Raw genomic sequence first — 17,319 nt, 5'->3', positions numbered from 1 at the left:
GCTGATAGCTGATAGCTGATTTATTAACTCCCCCACTTAAAGCTAAAAAACCTGCTTGCTTAATTTTCCAACTAAGCGTAAAATGCGCGCTCATTTCGGCCTATTTAATATTAATTCCTTGCCTTAAACCGACTGGCTGAAACGGTAGAAGGCTCTATTAACCGTAAGGAATATCCATGCGTCATTACGAAATCGTATTCATGGTTCACCCTGATCAGAGTGAGCAAGTTGCTGGTATGATCGAACGTTATACTGGTTCTATCACTGAAGCTGGTGGTACTATCCACCGTCTTGAAGACTGGGGCCGTCGTCAACTGGCTTACCCAATCAACAAGCTTCACAAAGCTCATTATGTTCTTATGAACGTTGAAGCACCTACTGAAGTAATCAGCGAGCTAGAAACTACTTTCCGCTACAACGATGCAGTGCTTCGTAACTTAGTTATGCGTACTAAAAACGCTGTAACTGAAGCGTCTCCTCTTGTAAGAGAAGAGAAGAAAGAAGCACCAGCTGCTTAATTGTTTTGAGTCCAAGCATGGCGCTTGTTCAGTTGAGTTATTAAGATGAGCCAAAAGCTTAACCCTTACATGAATCAACTAACACTATCTGGAGTTGTTTGTAAAACACCCAAATATAGCCAAAGCCCTGCTGGTATACCGCATTGTATTTTTGTTATTGAACATAAATCGATGCAAATTGAAGCAGACCTTAACCGTAATAGTTATGTGAAACTTCAAGTGGTTGCTAGTGGTAAGCAAATGCAACAACAGACTCAACATTTGCACGTTGGGCAGGCATTGCAAGTGAGTGGTTTTTTAAATCGCCACGAAGGTCGTAACGGCCTTAGCCAATTGGTTTTGCATGCTCAGCATATAGAAAGAATTAATTGAGGAATTTATCTCATGGCACGTTATTTCAGACGTCGTAAGTTCTGCCGCTTTAAAGCGGAAGGCGTACAACAAATCGATTACAAAGATCTAGCTACTCTTAGAAACTATGTTACAGAAAGTGGCAAAATCGTACCTAGCCGTATTACAGGTACTAGCGCTAAATACCAGCGCCAGCTAGCAACTGCTATCAAGCGCGCTCGCTACTTAGCCCTTCTTCCATACACTGACTTACATAAGTAAGCAGCGGATTAACAGTTTTTAAAAGGTGTAGAAACATGCAAGTTATTCTACTAGATAAGATCGCTAACCTAGGTAGCCTAGGTGAACAGGTTGTAGTTAAATCTGGTTTCGCACGTAACTTCCTTTTCCCGCAAGGTAAGGCAGTTCCTGCGACTAAAGCTAACATTGAAACTTTTGACGCACGTCGCGCAGAACTTGAAGCGAAAATCGCTGAACAGTTAGTTGCTGCACAAGCACGCGCTGACAAACTAGAAGCATTAGCTGAAGTTACATTAGTATCTAAAGCTGGTGACGAAGGTAAGTTATTCGGTTCAATCGGTACTCGTGACATCGCTGACGCTATCTCAGCTGTTGGTGTTGAAGTTGCTAAATCAGAAGTTCGTTTACCTCTAGGTACTATCCGTGAGACTGGCGAATTTGACGTTGCAATCGCAGTACACTCAGACGTAACGGCTACTATTAAAGTAATCGTAATCGCTGAAGCTTAATTTTTAATTAAGCCAAAAAAGCCGTGCTCATTGAGCGCGGCTTTTTGTTACCTAATAGAATGAACTCACTACTTATATTGTTCGTATATATAAGTTGTTGTTAATTATAATGTATTAGAGTAAGAAATGTTTTCGGTGTAGCTTTTCTTCACCGAGCCAAGTCGAAGAAAAATCAGAAAGTGGTAGATATACTTTTATTTGTTGTCTTCATTTAGATTACAGTTTGTTGACAGTGACAGCGTTGTCACTGTATATTGTTTGTGCACTGGGCATGGTGTGAAGGAAGTAATTGATGAACAATAAAATGAAAAAAAGTGTATTACAACATGGGTTTACACTCACCGAGTTATTAATAGTTGTTGCAATAATAGGTATTCTTTATAGCGTAGCTTTACCTTCATATACGGAACATATGGAGCGCAGTCGCCGCGCTGATATTCAGCAGGTAATGTTACAATATGGTGCAAGCCTAGAGCGAATATATTCACGTAACGGTGGTTACCCAAATGCATTTAATGCTGCCGTAAATACTGAATTCTATACTTTTTCATATACGCCATCAGATAGAGTCCCCGGTGCAGCTGCTGCCGATGATTTTCGTAGTCGAAAGTACACTTTAAAAGCGACTCCTAAAGCAGGCTCAGCTCAAGCGAATGACCGTTGTGGTGCCTTAACGTTAACTCATGATGGTTCACAGCTACCAAATTCTAATAGTTGTTGGGGTTAGCCAAATGAACAAAGCCTCAGGTTTTACTCTTGTTGAGTTAATGGTGGTGGTTGGTATCATCGCGATTATGGCTGTGCTTGCATTTCCCTCATTTAGCCAGCAAATAATGCAAGATCGTGTTGTAACAACCGCCAATCAGTTGAACAGTGTATACAAGTTTGCGCGCAGCGAAGCGGTAAAGCGCGATAGTAATGTTAAGCTTGTTGTGAGCGGAGATAAATGGCAAGTAAAGGCACCCGTTGATGGAGTCGAAACCTTGTTGCGTGAGTTTGCTATTCAACATCAAGGTATTAATGTTTCATTAGTAGATAAAACGATTATGTCTACAGGTGAGGTTTCGTTAGCAAGTACCATTTTGGTTAAAGATGATAACGAAAAAACGACAGACTATTATCTTTGTGTTTTAAAAAGTGGTCAAAATTGGTTAGCTGAAAAATCCACTGGGTGCGCGTAATGAAATCGCAAAATGGTTTTTCATTACTTGAGGTAATGATATCGGTTGTGATTGCGGGTATTGCTTTATTAGGCCTTGCCTCTGCACAGCTAAAATCTTTACAGTACGCGACCAATAGTTTTAATTACACTGTTTCTTTAATTCAAGCGCAAAATACCATAGAGCGACTATGGCCTCATATTTGTGAATTACAAACAACGAACCCTGATCTATTTACGGATGTGGATTTTCGCGCTGCTCTTGAACCACAAATAGCCGACTACACGTTAACCTTACCAGCTGCTTTTAATGATGAAATGCAGGTTATTGTTAGCTGGAATGACGAACGTATTAAGCAAAACGATCCACTGGGTCTGGAAAATCAAATCACACTCAATGCCAGTTATCCTGATTTATCTGCAGGGTGTAGTTAATGTTTTATTGCGGAGAAAAACAACGCGGTTATACATTGGTCGAGTTGATGGTAGCACTTGCAGCAGGGGCGTTTTTGCTCGGTGGTGTAAGTTTGGCATACTCTGCCATAAAAGGGACTGTGTTGGTTGGCAAGGAATTAGAAAACGCGCAAGAAGTTATACGCTATACCAGCAAGGTATTTACTCGCAGTATTAAGCAAACACCGGTTACACCTATAGTTAGTGCTGATGGTTCATCAATTACAATAACCCAGCCCGCAGGAGTTGTGACTTGCACAGGAAGTGTGGCAGCGGCGGATGTAAATGAAGTCTATAGCTTAGACGGTAATAACCTCACGTGTGCGCTCGGTGCATTGACCCCTGAGCGGTTATTAACCGGTTTAGCATCGCTAAATTTTAGTATCAACAATGAGCTAGTCACAATTAACGTTAAACCAGAGCAGTTACCAGCTCAATTTGGGGATTCCGTTGCTATAGAGCTAGCTGCATCTAACGTTATTCTTGAAAAAGTATACAGTGGTGAATAATGAGTAAGAAACAGCATGGCTTTACATTAATAACGGTGCTTATTTTAACAAGTATGGCCAGCATTGTTGTACTTAATTCATTACGTGAAAACCTTGTGCAAGAACGTTTGACGGGTAACTTTCAAAAGAAGATTAATAGCCGCCTGTTAGCTGAAAAAGGGGTATTCGAAGAAGCGAAGTTATTAAAACAGGCACTGAACGATAATCAGGCGCTTGATGTAGATGGTTTAATTGCTGCAGCAGGAAATGCGACAGGGAGTGGTTTAATTGGCGATGATGCTATTTATAATGCGACATTAAGTAAAAATGCAGCAGGAGAAATTGAAATAGCTAGTCAGGGCCGGCGCTATAGCGGCGACGCGGTCAGTAACCTCGTTGCACGTTATAAAATGATTCCTGGTGCGCCTAAGTCTCCCTTTGAGCAAGCCATTGTTGGCTGTGAAGGGGTTCTTGTTAATGGTAGCGGTCGTATTGACAGCTACGATTCAGCGGACGGGCCATATAAAGAAGAAGATGCGGGTACAGATGCACGGGTAGGGACTATTCATCATGATTCAGATGTTTCGTTAAGTGGTGGCTCGCCTATTTGGGGCGATGTGATAGTAACGGGTAATGTAACTTTAAGTGGTAGTTCACCTGTAATGGGAAATATACATGCCAACGGAAGTGTTACTATTAATGGCGGTACTGGCACCGGTGTGCCTGAAGGCTATCCAGCTGACACCCGCGTAGCAGGAGATATTTTATCAATGCAAAGCATTGATTTCACTGGCGGACGTGTTTTGGGGGTGTTAAGGGCTATAAAAGATTTAACAATCCGTAATAATGATGACGGTATTGTTGAGAATAGAGAAGCAAATGGCCTTGATATTATGTATGGCGGTAAAGGTAGCTTCCCCAGTGATTTAGGTGCGCACCAGTATCAAGATGGTAAACCATATTCACATGAAGTATTTAAAAAAGTGCCAGATATACAACCTGTCCCTTCGGTTGACCCAAATAACCCAGACCCAAATCATGACTACACAGATCCACGTACTAACTGTGATCCGATTTTGGTTGTTCGTAACAATGAAAATTTAGCAGGCAGCAGTACACTTACGGATTTAAATGTTATCGAATTTTCAGCATTTAACTTGACCGCAAATCAAGGGACATTTACCAAGTGGCCGAGTTGGAAAAAACCGATGGGGCAAAACATTACGCCTGTTTCAAGAACCGTATTTGAGCAACCTAATCAACAAGTTTATGTCTTGGATAGCCTGACCGTTTCTGGCGGAAAACTGACTGTGCAAAGTGGTGATGTCACTTTATATATTAAAAACGACTTTAGGTATAATAATCATCCTAGTAATGGGTTTGAGATTGCCTCGGGTGCCACATTAACAATATATATTGAAGGGCGCGTTATTATTGATGATGAAATTACAGCGCATGAGCCTATTTCGTCAGTTGGGCGTGCTGTATTTAGTATTTTTTCAAGTTACGAAACCCCAGACATGGATCCGCTGGTGTGTCATGGTGTGCCTTCAACAGGCAATAAAGTTGGCGTAGAGCTTTTGTCAAATGCATCTATGTATGCAGCGATTTATGCACCTAGAGCTCATATTCAAGTTAATTCAGATTCTGGTAATGACTTTAATGGCTCCCTGAGAGGCAAAACGGTCTCAACATGCGGTAATGGTGGGATCCATTATGACAAACGTTTAAAAGATATTAGTGCTGGCGGTGGCGGTGCTACCGTACCTAAATTACAGTTTCTAGGTTGGTCATACAAAGCCCCCGAAACGATTGTTGAAGAAACAGAAGAAGAAACAACTCCTTAAGAATATGGCTGCACCCCAGTGTAGCCATTCAAAACTGGCTATAATGATCATTTGATCACTGACCTTTCATTTAGAAAATAAATAATTTTATTTCTTTTAAACCTTTTCTACCTTGCCTAACGTCTAACTATTCAAGAAACTAAATATGAATAAAACATATTTTTTAATGGCTTGGGTATAAACTCAATTCATAACAACAATTATAAAGGGACAACATCAACGATGTTGATAGATGCTAAAGAGGCTTTTGCACCTCCTTCTGAGGATGCATTAATTACGCAAGCTAAAATGGGTGATCAACAGGCCTATGCCCAACTGTATACGTTACATGTTAAGCGTGTCTATGCCTTGTGCTTACGCTTACTTGCGGACAAAGAGCATGCGGAAGATGCAACACAAGAGGTCTTTGTTCAGCTGTGGCATAAAATTGCGAGCTTTGAAGGGCAATCACAATTTTCCACATGGTTACATAGTGTAACCAGTAATATTGCGATTAGTTACTTAAGAAAGCATAAAAACTGGCTGCAAAAGGTGGTGAGTTTTGAGCAAAGTGGTATGGATGAACAAAGTGCGACTGATTGCCAAGGCTTAAACGGGCTCGATAAATTAGTGCTGCGATTGCCTGAGCGAGCAAGGATGGTGTTTGTTCTTCATGCTATTGAAGGTTACCGCCACGAAGAAATTGCGACCATGCTTGGAATGGCCGTCGGATCGAGTAAGTCGCAATATCATCGTGCAAAACAGTTATTAAAAGAGTGGTATGAAAATGAGTAAACCAGATTTTGAAACATTCTTAGCTGAGTCACTTAACAACTCAGAGACGCATATTGCGCCGGAAAAAGATTTATGGCAAGGAATAGAAAAAGCGATTTCTAACCCTGCGATACAGCAACGTGAATCGTCTATGTGGCCAAAGCTTGCTGGGATTGCAGCATGCAGTGTTGCTGCATTATTAAGTGTTCAGCTGGTCTTTAATAGCCCAACTCAGGACGCCAGCGTTGCAATGAGTGACTTTTTTGCAGAGCAAAAACAAACGTTATTAGTGCAGTACCAAGATCAGCCTGCATTAACGGATAACTGGCAACAACAATTAACAGAGTTAGAGGATGCAGAGCGGGCAATTAAACAAGCGTTAGAGAATGAGCCCGAAAATCCCGCATTGTTAAAAATGCTGGCGCAAATTTATCAACAGCAATTAGATCTAATCAATAAGGTGCATGCACCTAAGTGGCAAACAATTTAGGAGTAATGAGTATGAAAGCATTAATTTTAGCGATGAGTATGTTGCCGCTAATGGCAGTTGCAGGGCAAAAAATCGATGAGCAAATTAGCGTACCAGCTAATAAACGTATTTTTATTGATAACCAACGCGGGGATGTGCGCGTTGAAGGGTGGGATAAAGCAGAACTTAAAATAAGCGGTGAACTTGATGACAAAGCACAAGGGTATCGTTTAGAAGTTGAGAATGATCGTATTGAATTTATTGTTAAAATGCCACGCAATCAAAACTACGGTTGGAATAGAGGCGATGGGTCAGAGCTTGTAATCTTCATGCCAAAGAGTAGTGAATTAGAGCTGTCGGGTGTGAACGTTAACGTTGTGGCAAGCGAGCTTAGCAATGGCACTGATATTGATGTAGTCAATGGCGACATTACATTATCTGCTATTGAAGGAGATATAAGCGTTGAAACGGTTAATGGTGATGTAGATGCAACAAACTTAATTGGTGATATTCGCTATGAAACCGTTAATGGTGAAATTAATGATAGAGACTCTCAAGGAAAATTACGTTTTACAGCTGTAAATGGTGATATTAAATCAACGTCGAAAGCGCAAGATGTAAGATTAGAGAATGTTAATGGGGATATCGACTTTGCCCTTGATACTATTAAAAAGTTACGCATTAACACTGTTAATGGTGAGGCTGAAGTACGCATTAACCGTTTACTTGATAAGGCTGACATACGCTTTGAGTCAGTCAGTGGTGATGCAGAATTCTTTTTCCCTGATGACATATCTGCTAAATTTGAAATTGAAGCACATGCAAATGGCAAGATAGTTAATGAGCTCAGCAATGATAAAGTAAAAAAAGCTAAGTATGGTCCTTCAAGTGAACTTGAGTTTAGCGTAAATGGCGGCGACGCTGATATCGAAATAGATACAATCAGCGGTCGTATTGAATTACGTAAAAAATAACCTAACACTTTATGGTGATTTGGGTATATGAGCCAAAGCAGGAAAAGAATTCCTGCTTTGCTATTTTCACAACCTCAGCAAGTCGATAGAATAGAGCTATTCCCTGTTAGTATTGCGAAGTTATGGCTAAACCAGATAAACAAGTCGACACCCTTAAAGTTCCTCCTCATTCCATTGAAGCAGAGCAGTCTGTTCTAGGTGGCTTAATGCTTGATAACCAAGCCTTTGACCGTGTTGCTGAGCTGGTTGTTGCGCAAGATTTTTATACGCGTACTCATAAACTTATCTTTGAGGCTATGGTTGAGCTGGCTGAAGTGGGTGATCCGATCGACTTAATCACGATTTCAGAGAGCTTAGAGAAAAAGAATTCATTGAGTAATATTGGTGGTTTTGCCTATTTAGCTGAAATCGCCAAAAATACACCCAGCGCGGCGAATATAGACGCTTACGCGAATATTGTGCGTGAACGTGCGGTGGTTCGTGAAATGATCGGCGTGGCTAACGAAATTGCTGAAGCTGGTTTTAATCCTGAAGGGCGAACCAGCCATGATTTGCTCGACTTTGCAGAAAGCAAAGTATTCAAAATTGCTGAACAGCGGACAAAAAGCAGTGAAGGCCCGCAAAGTATTCACAATATCCTAGAGAAAACCGTTGATAAAATTGAAGAGCTTTACCAGTCACCGCAAGATGGTGTAACGGGTGTAGGCACTGGGTACGCTGATCTAGACAAAATGACAACGGGTTTGCAGCCCTCTGATTTAATCATTGTGGCAGCGCGTCCATCAATGGGTAAAACCACGTTTGCGATGAACTTAGCTGAACATGCTGCAATGACACAAGATAAGCCTGTACTTATTTATTCATTAGAGATGCCATCTGAGCAAATCATGATGAGGATGCTGGCGTCTCTTGGCCGTATAAACCAAACCAAAGTACGTACAGGCCAATTAGATGATGATGATTGGGCTCGCTTATCATCAACCATGGGCTTATTGATGGAAAAAGGTAAGATGTATGTAGATGATGCATCAGGTCTAACACCGACAGATGTTCGCTCAAGAGCACGTCGTATTGCTCGAGATCATGGCGGGATCAGCATGATCATGGTCGATTACTTGCAGTTGATGCGAGTACCGAGCTTGTCAGATAATCGTACCCTAGAGATTGCAGAAATATCACGCTCACTTAAGTCATTGGCTAAAGAGCTAAAATGCCCCGTTGTAGCTCTTTCTCAGCTTAACCGTACTCTAGAGCAACGTGCTGATAAACGACCGATCAACTCGGATTTACGTGAATCAGGCTCTATCGAGCAGGATGCCGATTTAATCATGTTTATTTATCGTGATGAGGTCTACAACGAAGACAGTACAGAAAAAGGCATCGCTGAAATCATTATCGGTAAACAGCGTAACGGTCCTATCGGTAAAGTACGTTTGACCTTCCAAGGCCAGTTCTCGCGTTTTGATAATTACGCGGGTCCAGCAGTTGATGACGAGTATTAATGCGTTTAGCGGTAGCACAAATTAATTTATCGAACCTTGCGCACAATCTTGCGCAGGTAAAACGATTTGCCCCTAATAGCAAGGTGATGGCTGTTTTAAAAGCGAATGCTTATGGCCATGGCTTAGTTAAAATAGCGCAGCACTTAAATAATGCCGATGCATTTGCCGTAGCACGAATTGATGAGGCTCTTGCGCTTCGTGCAGGTGGGCTGACAAAACCTATTGTGCTTCTTGAAGGTGTTTTTCACCCCGAAGATTTAGCTATCCTGCTGGCGAACAATTTTCAAACCATCATCCATGATGAGAATCAATTAATTGCGCTTGAAGAGGCGCAATTAGAGGCGCCTATAAACTGTTGGCTGAAAATAAATACTGGTATGCACCGTTTAGGTATTGCGCCATCGCAATTAAATAATTTTTACCAGCGCTTAAGTGCGACTAAAAATGCTAACAGTACTATTAATTTAATGACGCACTTTTCGTGTGCAGATGATGTGAGCGATGCAAAAACAGCTGAGCAAATCGCGTTGTTCGACTCCCTCGTCGCAGGTAAGCAACAAGCGCATTGCCTAGCCAATTCTGCGGGGATTATTGCATGGCCTGCGGGGCATGGGGATTGGGTGCGACCAGGGCTTATGATGTATGGTGTATCGCCTATGTTGGGAGCTTTAGGCCATCAACATAATTTAAAACCAGTTATGCGCTTAACGACCCGAGTCATTGCTATTCGTGAGGTCGATGCAATGCAATGTGTTGGCTACGGTGGAAGTTGGCACTCTCAAAGCGCAACTAAGTTAGCAGTGGTTGCTATGGGCTATGGCGATGGTTATCCACGTCATGCGAAGCACGGTACGCCTGTTGTGATAGGTAATAAGCGCTATGGTATTGCCGGCAATGTTTCAATGGATATGATAAGCGTAGACATTGGTAACAACAGCGAAAACATTAAAGTGGGTGACGAGGTCGTAATGTGGGGCCCTGAATTACCAGTTGAAGAGATCGCGCAATGTGCAACTACGATCCCTTATGAATTACTATGTAATATTACCCCACGAGTGAGCTACGAGTATCTCGATTAAGGCTATTCTTTAATAAAGTAGATATCAGCGAAGCCCATTCGAGCAAACTCTTGATCGCGAAAATTACGTACCGCGGCAGATCCTTTCGATGTCATTTCAATTTGTCGTACCATATTTAAATAGTTGGTTAAATCGACACCTTCAGCCGCAGCTATCGCCTGATACATATCTTGGTATTTATCTTTAGCGAAGTTAATTTCACGAGGCTGATTTTTGAAGGTGTAGGTAATACGTCTGGCCATGGGATACTCATAATTAAAACTAATAATGCTAATTTTACACCTTCTTCGCCGTCGCCTCTACCATTGAATGACTTGTAAGCAATAGCGGGTTACAATAAGGTAATTATTTTAATAATGAGTGCGTTAGTAATGAAATTATCTGTTGAGATCAGTAAATACCCACTACACCAAGACTATATCCCATTTATTAAAGGATTTATTGATCGTTTAAATACCTACGATGATTTAAAAGTAATAACAAATACGCTGTCTACGCAAATATTTGGCGACTATGATTTGGTCATGTCTGTTCTTAATACTGAAATTAAGCGCTCGTATGAAGAGTTTGGTAAAGCCATTTTTGTGTGTAAGTTTCTATCTGGTGATCTTTCGCCTGAATAATGTGAGTCAATAATGGACTTTATTACGCAAACTCTTGCAGGGTTTACTGCAATGTCGCACTGGGAATATATTGCAGTCGCTTTGTCTATGGCCTATCTATTATTGGCTATAAAAGAAAACCTATGGTGCTGGCCGGCAGCATTCTTTAGCACGCTAATTTATACCATAATGTACTGGAATGGTGCTTTGTTAATGGAGTCATTACTGCATTTTTATTATATGTACATGGCTGTTTATGGTTGGATGGTATGGCGAAAGGGGGGGGCAAATAAACAAGAGCTGGCCATTACCTCATGGGGTATTAATCATCACATAGCTATCATTATAGGTACTTCGTTAGTTGCAACCGTATTAGGTTATATAATGACTAATTATACCCATGCAGATTTCGCGTATCTAGATAGTTTTACAACCTGTTTTGCTGTGGTAACCACGTATTTAGTGGCTAAAAAGGTACTTGAAAATTGGCTTTATTGGATAGTTATAGATGCCGCATCAATGTATTTATACTATGAAAAAGGCTATTACCCAACGCTCGCGTTATTTGTATTTTATACGCTGATGGCTGCATGGGGGTTTAAAACTTGGTACGAAGAGTACGAACAAGATCAAGCTAAACCTTTAGCACAATTGTAATGATGAGTTTTGATAAAATTAGTGCAATATTTAGTGCTTTTAATCCTCAGTTAGCAATTACTCATACTGAACGCTTACATAGTGGCTTAAGCAACGATAATTTTCTTGTTCGTACATCAAACCATGGTTATTTACTTAAGTGCTATCGTGAACACTGGCCTGTAGTGGGTTTAGCAGCTCAAAAAAAATTTGCTGCGCTGAGCGTATGTTCAACGCCTTTATGGACTGATCAGGCACAACAAATAGCGATATTCGAATACATAGAGGGTTCAACGGCGCAAAGTGAATTGAATCATCAGCTAATTAGTAAGCTAGTGCAGCTTCATCAGCACTCAGTGTTGACTGAACCCATGGATATTAAATACGAACTTGATTATTACCAAAGTACAACACTGTATGAATACTATCAGGGGGTAATCGAGCACGCATTAGCGAGAATATATACTTTTAAAAAGGATCTTGGTTTTTGCCATAATGACTTGGTCAAAGAAAATATTATAGAAAATGACACTGGTGTGTATTTAATTGATTTTGAATACGCCAAAAGTAATGACGTGTACTTTGATCTGGCAGCATTGGTTGTGAGCTTTAAATTAAATCAAAAACAAAAAATTGACTTACTCAATGTTTATCAAAAAAAACGCTCACATATCGTTGATTTTCATCCCTCTGTGGACAAGCTAATATGCTATGAAGTCGTTTTTTTAGTGTTGTGTATATGTTGGTACAGCGCACGCAATGTTGATGATAAAGTAACGACTTTACGTGCGCAATTGGATGACTTAATAAGTAAAATGTAAGTGCCGTCTTTGTTGTGAATTAAAGGCCACCAAATCGAGCAGCTAACTCTTTGTATTTGGCAACTTCTTCAGCATCAAACTGTGGCTCTCCATTGGCATCTTCAGACTTTGCGATTAATAGACTCTCTCTGGCTAAGCGTTTAACGCGCTCAACTTTAACCCCTAAAAACTCGGCGACTTGTTCTGTCGACATTAAACTCATAACTCTACTTCCTCGTGGTTAACTATTTCGAAAAGCGGTTTTGAACCGTACAGATGTTACAAAATAGTTATTAATTTTTATTAAGTATAATTTAATAGCTGTTTTTTGTCTTCTTGTGAAGTAAATTATTATAATTAGTGTATTAAATGAGCATATAAGCAACAGATGCTAGCATTTAGCCCAAGATGTCTTTATTATTGCCCGTGCTAAAGCATCGATATCGCGAGTTGGTGTGGCGGCAACAAATGTGCTCTCGTGGTGAAATGGATATCACGTGGCTCTCCGGAAGCTAAGTTGCAGGTTCGATTCCTGCCGAGAGCGCCATTTGCTTTTCTTATATACCAAATCCCGCTTACTTTGTTACACTTCAATTTTATCCTTTTGAGATCAGTTATGCATTATCGGCCTATTAAGTGTGGTGATTACGATCAACTTGAGCTGTTCTGTATGCAGCAAGCGAAGGTTACAATTATCACCACTGACGATGAAACTTTAATTGGTAAAGCGATTAACCTTGAAAACCATAAAGGTCAGGGGGAGTTTTTGCTGATTTGTTGTGAAGAACAAGGCGAGCATAAAGTCCGCCTTGATAAAATTAAAGCCATTTCTTACTTTTAAAATAAACGCCTATACCGCCTGTTAGCACAATTAAAAATAGCACAAATGCGCTAAACGCGTACGGGCTATCAGTGCCTGGGATCCCTCCAACGTTAACGCCGAGTAGGCCAGTTAAAAAGCCTAGCGGTAAGAATAATGCCGCAACAACAGACATTACATACATGCGTTGATTAAGCTGCTCAGACACATGGTTAGTGATTGTTTGCTGTATAACCTGGGCACGCTCAATCGCACTGTCTAATTCCTCAAGGTATCTTATCAGCAAGTTAGTCGTTTCATTTAGCTTGGCTTTATCCGTTTCTTCTAACCATGTGAAACGGTTACTAGCAAGTGAGCTTAAAGCTTCCTTTTGTGGCCGTAAATACCTTTTTAAAGCAATAGTTTGCCTGCGTAGCTGTGATAGGCCTTGATTATCAAAGCGCTTTGTCGGTTCGTCAATCTCGCCTTCAAAAATATCTAAAGTATCGTCGAGTTCATCAATCACAGCTTGCATTCGAGAGGTTAAATTTTGTGTTAAATGACACACTAGTTCAGAAATATTGCATGGGCCATCACTTTGCATCAATGAATCTAATACATTCTGTACTGATAGCAGGCGACGCCTACGAGTCGTAATCACAATATCGTCATTAATAAATAGGCGTAATGACACCATATCTTCAGGGCTTTGCGCCGGATTAAGGTTTACACCGCGTAAAAAGAGCATTGAGCCTTTGGCTGCTTTGCTTAGTCGGGGCCTAGTTTCATCAGCTATAAAAGACTCTAATTCATAGTCACTCAACAGCTCGCTGTTTTTTAGCCAGTTAACAGCTTGATCTTGTGAGTAATCTAAATGCAGCCATAGTTTTCCTTGTTTAGGTTGCCAATTAGCAAGAGTGCTACTAGTGTCTAGTGTGCACGCACCGCCTTTGCCATCGAGTAGCACCGCATGAAGTAAGCCATCGAACATAAGTTTGTCTCTACTTTTAATAAGGGCGCTATAGTTGTCTAATCTTTAATCTAGGTCAATTAAAGTTTCTTATCGATAAGAGTAATTTATTTCGTTGGTGTTTATTTGGTAATCGCGTATAAGTCATTTTTTTATTAAAGGGCGCATTTATGACGGCAAAAATTACAGTTGGTTGGCGTGAGTGGTTAAGCTTACCTGAGCTTGGCATAAATAAAATAAAAGCAAAGGTGGATACTGGCGCCCGTACGTCATGCATACATGCTATTAATATTGAAGAATTTAAACGTGATGAGCAGCAGTGGGTTCGTTTTATTGCTCAGCCTATACAGGGTAATGAACACACTCAAATAGAGTGTGAAGCAAAAGTAAAAAAGATGAAATACGTGACCAGCTCCAGTGGAGAGCGCCAGTTACGTTATTTTATTGAGACCATGCTCCACGCAGGAGGCGAGAGCTGGCCTATTGAAGTGACATTAACTCGTCGCTCAAGTATGAAGTTTAGAATGTTGTTAGGGCGTACCGCCATGGAAAATCGCATAGTCGTTGATCCGGCTTTATCTCATTTATTAGGTAGTTAAGGTTTTAACTATGAAAATTGGTATTTTATCTCGCAATAAAAATTTGTATTCAACACGTCGTTTAATTGAGGCCGCTACAGAGCGAGGCCATGAAGTTAAAGTGATTGATGCACTGCGCTGCTATATGAACATTAACTCAGAGCAACCTGAAATTCATTATCGCGGTGAAAACTTAAAAGACTTTGATGCGATTGTGCCGCGTATTGGTGCATCTGTTACGTTTTATGGTTGTGCTGTTTTACGTCAGTTTGAAATGATGAATGTATTCCCAGTTAATGAATCTGTGGCAATTTCTCGTTCACGTGACAAGTTACGTTCATTACAACTTTTATCTCGTAAAGGTGTAGGTATGCCTGTTACAGGCTTTGCGAGTAAGCCTGATGACGTAAAAGACTTATTAGAGATGGTTGGTGGCGCACCAGTTGTTATTAAGTTACTAGAAGGTACTCAGGGGATTGGTGTGGTTTTAGCTGAAACGCGTAAAGCGGCTGAAAGTGTTATTGAAGCATTTATGGGCTTAAAAGCGAATATTATGGTTCAAGAGTACATAAAAGAGGCGGGTGGTGCAGATATTCGTTGTTTTGTTTTAGGTGATAAAGTTATTGCTGCTATGAAGCGCCAAGCACAAGAGGGTGAGTTTAGATCAAACCTTCACCGCGGTGGTAGCGCAACATTAGTACGTATCACCCCTGAAGAACGTAAAACAGCGGTGGCTGCTGCTAAAGCAATGGGCTTGAATGTAGCCGGTGTTGACTTACTGCGCTCATCTCGCGGACCATTAGTGATGGAAGTGAATTCATCACCTGGTCTTGAAGGCATTGAAGTGGCAACGGGTAAAGATATTGCAGGTATGGTGATCGATTTTATTGAGAAAGCCGCTGCGACTAAAGGAACAGCAACACGTGGCAAAGGTTAAAATTAATAGCGCCTTTTCTTTATTAGGCGAAACGGTCGGAGTAGGAGAGCGCAAGACGCTGGCATTAGAGGCTGCGAAGCTTTATACCCACTCGCCGTTGAATATCCCAATCGAAGTGGTTAATGGGGTGCAAGAAGGCCCTGTGTTGATGGTCTGTGCTGCGATTCATGGTGATGAACTCAATGGTGTGGAAGTAGTGCGACAGCTACTTGCTAAAATTGATGCCAGTCAGTTGCGCGGAACACTTATTGCGGTGCCAATCGTGAATGTATTTGGCTTTATTCATAAGTCACGATATTTACCTGATCGACGAGACATGAACCGCAGCTTTCCGGGTTCTATTCGCGGCTCGTTAGCAGGGCGCATGGCACATATGTTCTTCTCACAGGTTGCTGTTCATTGCACGCATATTATTGATTTGCATACAGGGGCAATACATCGTACCAATTTGCCACAGATCAGGGCTAACCTTAGTGATGAGGCGACAGCTGAAATGGCCAAAGCATTTGGTACACCCGCTGTGATTGATGCATCGCTTCGTAATGGATCATTACGCAGTGAAGCGGCTAATTTAGGTATTCCGGTTATTACTTATGAGGCTGGTGAAGCGCTTAGGTTTGATCCCATTGCCATTGCAGCTGGTATGCAAGGGGTCGATTATGTAATGCGTCACTTGAAAATGATTCGGGGAAAACGCGCTAAAAAGTTACCAGAGCCTATTATCGCAAGTTCTACCAGTTGGGTGCGTGCTGAGGTTGACGGTATTGTACGTGCGCAAGTTTCACTGGGTGAGCGAGTTGTTAAAGGCCAGATTTTGGCCTATATCAGCAGCCCGCTAGGTGATTCTGAATTAGAGTTACTAGCACCTCGCAGTGGAATTATTATTGGTCAGCAAACAATGCCATTGGTAAATGAAGGGGATGCGGTGTTTCATATAGCTTATTTTGCCCATGCAAATAGTTTAGTTGAACAGCAGCTAGAGACCTTTATTGATGGTATTAATGATTTAGATGACGAATTAAAAACAGCCGATTTAAATAATTAATTTTTTAATTTGCTATAAAAAGGCGTTTGTTGGGTGACTGACAAGCGCCTTTTAAGTTTAGGGCTTTTTAGGGCCTAAGATTCTTTTTATTGCGGCGGGCTTCGTCGGTTTGGGCTCTTTGTTTAAAACCATGACAGGGCGCGTTACAAATAGGTTATTAGGATAAATAACACGATGGCCATCGATGTGTTCTAGCACAACATTCATTAGGCCCATTTCAATAATGCGGCCTTCTACAAAATTAGCGCCGTCAATCACTCTTATCCAGTAACCAACACGGCAGTCGTTTTGTATAAACATCAATAAAAACGAGGTTAAATTACTTAGCAATGACCAAGCTGCAAATAAAGCGACGCCAAGCATTGCAAACAATGAAGAACCTAGTACTAACAAGCCCCTTAGTTCAATGCCCCAAAATACCAATACTAAACAAATCATCACAATCGCTAAGATTATTTTCAGTAGTAGCTCTGCACGGTATTTACGGTGTACATCGACTTTACCTTTTATGGTTTTTTCGAGTAGTTTTTTGGTGAACTTTAATAGCAAAGGGAAGGCTAATAAGGCAACTAGGGTTACCACCCATTTATATTGCATGCTAAGAATATCA

The 17,319-nt window shown here is 41.0% G+C and carries 25 protein-coding genes and 1 tRNA gene; 22 read left to right on the top strand and 4 right to left on the bottom strand.

Going from position 1 to position 17,319, the window contains the following annotated elements:
* Positions 1-176: 176 nt before the first annotated feature.
* From rpsF to alr, 14 genes are all read left to right on the top strand, one after another.
* Positions 177-518: a 30S ribosomal protein S6 gene (rpsF, locus tag C7Y70_RS03215; protein WP_036980061.1), complete on the top strand. Its 342-nt coding sequence runs from the start codon at positions 177-179 to the stop codon at positions 516-518.
* Positions 519-587: 69 nt separating this feature from the next.
* Positions 588-890 (top strand): primosomal replication protein N, encoded by a 303-nt coding sequence (gene priB / locus C7Y70_RS03210; protein WP_135473388.1) that lies wholly within the window; start codon positions 588-590, stop codon positions 888-890.
* 12 nt (positions 891-902) lie between these two features.
* Complete coding sequence (rpsR, locus tag C7Y70_RS03205; RefSeq protein WP_002962753.1) at positions 903-1,130, top strand: 30S ribosomal protein S18; 228 nt, start codon at positions 903-905, stop codon at positions 1,128-1,130.
* Positions 1,131-1,165: 35 nt separating this feature from the next.
* Entirely contained in the window at positions 1,166-1,618 is a 453-nt protein-coding gene (gene rplI, locus C7Y70_RS03200; RefSeq protein WP_058548074.1) for a 50S ribosomal protein L9, read from the top strand.
* A 292-nt stretch (positions 1,619-1,910) separates the two neighbouring features.
* Complete coding sequence (locus tag C7Y70_RS03195; protein ID WP_245321340.1) at positions 1,911-2,345, top strand: type IV pilin protein; 435 nt, start codon at positions 1,911-1,913, stop codon at positions 2,343-2,345.
* 4 nt (positions 2,346-2,349) lie between these two features.
* Positions 2,350-2,799 carry a GspH/FimT family pseudopilin gene (locus tag C7Y70_RS03190; RefSeq protein ID WP_099296194.1) on the top strand — a complete coding sequence of 150 codons (450 nt, stop codon included), beginning with the start codon at positions 2,350-2,352 and terminating at the stop codon, positions 2,797-2,799.
* A complete protein-coding gene (locus C7Y70_RS03185) occupies positions 2,799-3,212 on the top strand; it encodes a prepilin-type N-terminal cleavage/methylation domain-containing protein (RefSeq protein WP_099296195.1) in 414 nt (137 codons plus the stop codon). The genes C7Y70_RS03190 and C7Y70_RS03185 overlap by 1 nt, the downstream gene beginning before the upstream one ends.
* A complete protein-coding gene (locus C7Y70_RS03180; RefSeq protein WP_135473347.1) occupies positions 3,212-3,739 on the top strand; it encodes a prepilin-type N-terminal cleavage/methylation domain-containing protein in 528 nt (175 codons plus the stop codon). The genes C7Y70_RS03185 and C7Y70_RS03180 overlap by 1 nt, the downstream gene beginning before the upstream one ends.
* Positions 3,739-5,565, top strand: coding sequence for a pilus assembly PilX N-terminal domain-containing protein (locus C7Y70_RS03175; protein ID WP_135473346.1), 1,827 nt, complete (start codon positions 3,739-3,741; stop codon positions 5,563-5,565). Before C7Y70_RS03180 ends, C7Y70_RS03175 begins: the two co-directional genes overlap by 1 nt.
* Positions 5,566-5,787: 222 nt before the next feature.
* A complete protein-coding gene (locus C7Y70_RS03170; RefSeq protein ID WP_099296198.1) occupies positions 5,788-6,339 on the top strand; it encodes an RNA polymerase sigma factor in 552 nt (183 codons plus the stop codon).
* Entirely contained in the window at positions 6,326-6,808 is a 483-nt protein-coding gene (locus tag C7Y70_RS03165) for a hypothetical protein (RefSeq protein ID WP_099296199.1), read from the top strand. The genes C7Y70_RS03170 and C7Y70_RS03165 overlap by 14 nt, the downstream gene beginning before the upstream one ends.
* Before the next feature lie 11 nt (positions 6,809-6,819).
* On the top strand, positions 6,820-7,761 hold the full coding sequence (locus C7Y70_RS03160) for a DUF4097 family beta strand repeat-containing protein (RefSeq protein WP_135473345.1): 942 nt from the start codon (positions 6,820-6,822) through the stop codon (positions 7,759-7,761).
* 122 nt (positions 7,762-7,883) lie between these two features.
* Complete coding sequence (gene dnaB / locus C7Y70_RS03155; protein ID WP_099296201.1) at positions 7,884-9,263, top strand: replicative DNA helicase; 1,380 nt, start codon at positions 7,884-7,886, stop codon at positions 9,261-9,263.
* On the top strand, positions 9,263-10,342 hold the full coding sequence (alr, locus tag C7Y70_RS03150) for an alanine racemase (protein WP_099296202.1): 1,080 nt from the start codon (positions 9,263-9,265) through the stop codon (positions 10,340-10,342). The genes dnaB and alr overlap by 1 nt, the downstream gene beginning before the upstream one ends.
* A gap of 2 nt (positions 10,343-10,344) precedes the next feature.
* Here alr and C7Y70_RS03145 read toward each other — a convergent pair whose 3' ends face one another.
* Positions 10,345-10,584 carry a DUF2960 domain-containing protein gene (locus tag C7Y70_RS03145; protein ID WP_099296203.1) on the bottom strand — a complete coding sequence of 80 codons (240 nt, stop codon included), beginning with the start codon at positions 10,582-10,584 and terminating at the stop codon, positions 10,345-10,347.
* Between the two features lie 129 nt (positions 10,585-10,713).
* Here C7Y70_RS03145 and C7Y70_RS03140 point away from each other — a divergent pair, with 129 nt between their 5' ends.
* Genes C7Y70_RS03140 through C7Y70_RS03130 form a run of 3 tightly spaced genes read left to right on the top strand, consistent with a single transcriptional unit; the run spans position 10,714 to position 12,401 of the window.
* A complete protein-coding gene (locus tag C7Y70_RS03140) occupies positions 10,714-10,965 on the top strand; it encodes a hypothetical protein (RefSeq protein WP_058560330.1) in 252 nt (83 codons plus the stop codon).
* A gap of 12 nt (positions 10,966-10,977) precedes the next feature.
* Positions 10,978-11,601 carry a nicotinamide riboside transporter PnuC gene (gene pnuC, locus C7Y70_RS03135; protein WP_099296204.1) on the top strand — a complete coding sequence of 208 codons (624 nt, stop codon included), beginning with the start codon at positions 10,978-10,980 and terminating at the stop codon, positions 11,599-11,601.
* Positions 11,601-12,401, top strand: coding sequence for a phosphotransferase (locus C7Y70_RS03130; RefSeq protein ID WP_348631083.1), 801 nt, complete (start codon positions 11,601-11,603; stop codon positions 12,399-12,401). The genes pnuC and C7Y70_RS03130 overlap by 1 nt, the downstream gene beginning before the upstream one ends.
* Positions 12,402-12,420: 19 nt before the next feature.
* Here C7Y70_RS03130 and C7Y70_RS03125 read toward each other — a convergent pair whose 3' ends face one another.
* Entirely contained in the window at positions 12,421-12,603 is a 183-nt protein-coding gene (locus C7Y70_RS03125) for a hypothetical protein (RefSeq protein WP_058560327.1), read from the bottom strand.
* 249 nt (positions 12,604-12,852) lie between these two features.
* Between C7Y70_RS03125 and C7Y70_RS03120 the strand changes: the two genes are divergently transcribed.
* A tRNA-Arg gene (locus C7Y70_RS03120) sits at positions 12,853-12,927 on the top strand.
* Positions 12,928-12,996: 69 nt separating this feature from the next.
* On the top strand, positions 12,997-13,221 hold the full coding sequence (locus tag C7Y70_RS03115) for a Rho-binding antiterminator (RefSeq protein WP_135473344.1): 225 nt from the start codon (positions 12,997-12,999) through the stop codon (positions 13,219-13,221).
* Here the strand turns inward: C7Y70_RS03115 and zntB are convergent.
* Entirely contained in the window at positions 13,199-14,170 is a 972-nt protein-coding gene (gene zntB, locus C7Y70_RS03110) for a zinc transporter ZntB (protein WP_099296206.1), read from the bottom strand. The two genes, C7Y70_RS03115 and zntB, sit on opposite strands and share 23 nt — an antisense overlap.
* A gap of 149 nt (positions 14,171-14,319) precedes the next feature.
* Between zntB and C7Y70_RS03105 the strand changes: the two genes are divergently transcribed.
* Genes C7Y70_RS03105 through C7Y70_RS03095 form a run of 3 tightly spaced genes read left to right on the top strand, consistent with a single transcriptional unit; the run spans position 14,320 to position 16,709 of the window.
* Positions 14,320-14,748: an ATP-dependent zinc protease gene (locus tag C7Y70_RS03105; protein WP_099296207.1), complete on the top strand. Its 429-nt coding sequence runs from the start codon at positions 14,320-14,322 to the stop codon at positions 14,746-14,748.
* A 10-nt stretch (positions 14,749-14,758) separates the two neighbouring features.
* Complete coding sequence (gene rimK, locus C7Y70_RS03100) at positions 14,759-15,664, top strand: 30S ribosomal protein S6--L-glutamate ligase (protein ID WP_099296208.1); 906 nt, start codon at positions 14,759-14,761, stop codon at positions 15,662-15,664.
* A complete protein-coding gene (locus C7Y70_RS03095; protein ID WP_099296209.1) occupies positions 15,651-16,709 on the top strand; it encodes a succinylglutamate desuccinylase/aspartoacylase family protein in 1,059 nt (352 codons plus the stop codon). Before rimK ends, C7Y70_RS03095 begins: the two co-directional genes overlap by 14 nt.
* 57 nt (positions 16,710-16,766) lie before the next feature.
* Here the strand turns inward: C7Y70_RS03095 and C7Y70_RS03090 are convergent, their stop codons facing one another.
* Complete coding sequence (locus tag C7Y70_RS03090) at positions 16,767-17,306, bottom strand: mechanosensitive ion channel domain-containing protein (RefSeq protein WP_099296259.1); 540 nt, start codon at positions 17,304-17,306, stop codon at positions 16,767-16,769.
* Positions 17,307-17,319: the final 13 nt, after the last annotated feature.

Origin of the sequence: Pseudoalteromonas sp. KS88 (assembly GCF_004766475.1) — a bacterium.
In the GTDB taxonomy this organism is placed as follows: domain Bacteria; phylum Pseudomonadota; class Gammaproteobacteria; order Enterobacterales; family Alteromonadaceae; genus Pseudoalteromonas.
The sequence above is the reverse complement of the archived record's forward strand: the minus strand, read 5'-3'. Positions and strand labels throughout refer to the sequence as shown.